At 68.5% G+C, this 1,434-nt stretch carries 2 protein-coding genes; both read right to left on the bottom strand.

What is annotated here, in order from left to right; translation table 11 throughout:
• Window positions 1–929: lipid II:glycine glycyltransferase FemX (locus tag ACFY5C_RS41510; protein WP_389455272.1), on the bottom strand; the 929-nt coding region annotated here is incomplete at its 3' end.
• A gap of 220 nt (window positions 930–1,149) precedes the next feature.
• On the bottom strand, window positions 1,150–1,434 hold a 285-nt coding region (locus ACFY5C_RS41515), incomplete at its 5' end, for a hypothetical protein (protein WP_389455274.1).

The following is a 1,434-nucleotide window of genomic DNA, read 5'->3' on the forward strand; positions in this document are numbered from 1 at the left end:
TAGGCGTCGCGCAGCATCCGCCACTGCATCGCGTTCGAGGGCCGGACCTCGCGGCCGATGTTGTCGGAGGCGCCGTAGGAGTACCAGACGTGGCCGCCGACGATGAGCATCGTCGCCGCGGACAGGTTCACCCCGTTGTGCCGCGCGAAGTACAGCCGCATGCGGTTGGGGTCCTCGGTGTTGAGGGCCGTCCACATGCGCTGGAAGTAGGACAGGGGGCGCGGGCGGAAGTGGTCGCGCACGGCCGTGATCTCGTACAGGCGCTGCCACTCCTCCAGGTCCTGGTAACCGCCCTGGACGACCTCGACGCCGGCCTTCTCGGCCTTCTTGATGTTGCGCCGCCAGAGCTGGTTGAAGTTCTTGTGGACCTCTTCCAGCGAGCGGTTGGCCAGCGGCACCTGGAAGACATAGCGGGGCTGTACGTCGCCGAATCCGGCCCCGCCGTCCTCGCCCTGCTGCCAGCCCATACGGCGCAGCTTGTCGGCGACCTCGAAGGCGCGCGGCTCGATGAAGTCGGCCTCGATGTCGCGCAGGCGCTTCACGTCCGGGTTCTGGATGCCCTGCTTGATGGAGCCCGCCTCCCAGCGCCGGATGATCACCGGCGGGCCCATCTTCACGGAGAAGGCGCCCTGCTGCTTCAGGTGCGCGAGCATCGGCTCCAGCCACTCGGTCAGGTTCGGCGAGAACCAGTTGATGACCGGACCCTCGGGCAGATAGGCGAGGTAGCGCTTGATCTTGGGAAGCTGGCGGTAGAGGACGAGACCCGCGCCGACCAGCTCGCCGCTCCGGTCGAACCAGCCGAGGCTCTCCGAGCGCCACTCCGCCTTGACGTCAGCCCAGGCCGGGACCTGCATGTGGCTCGCCGACGGCAGGCTCTGGATGTACGCCAGATGCTGCTCGCGACTGATCGTCCTCAGGGTCAGGCTCATTCGGGGCGCTCCTCGGGCTGGTGTGTCCCCATGGGAACAGGGGCTCCGGCTCTAGCGCCGAAGCCTACTGCGCCCGGGGAGCGCCTCGACCGGGCGTACGAAAGCTCCGCACCGGCGCTGGGCGCCTCCGGGGCGGTCGTGGGTGTTCTATGCGGTGTTGTGCCGATGTCCGGTGGCCGGCCTCCCGGCCACCGGTTCGACGAGGGCGGTCGCAGGCGTGTCAGACGCCGCCGAAGAGCCCGCCGTGTGCCATGCCGAGGAAGAAGCCGACTCCCGACAGCCCGAGGCCCACGATCAGGCCGAAGCGCTCGCGGGTCGTCACCGAGATCCATTGGCCGTAGGCACCGGCGGCGATGCCGATCAGACCGGTCCAGGAGCTGAGCAGGTGCAGGTTGTGGAACTGGGCCGTGACGAAGGACGTGATGCCGAGCACCAGGGTCACCACGAGCAGGGTGTCCTGGAGGGGATGGGCCTTTCCGTCCGTGGCGAAGAGGCCTCCGGCGGT

The sequence above is a fragment of the Streptomyces sp. NPDC012935 genome (assembly GCF_042900345.1).
In the GTDB taxonomy this organism is placed as follows: domain Bacteria; phylum Actinomycetota; class Actinomycetes; order Streptomycetales; family Streptomycetaceae; genus Streptomyces.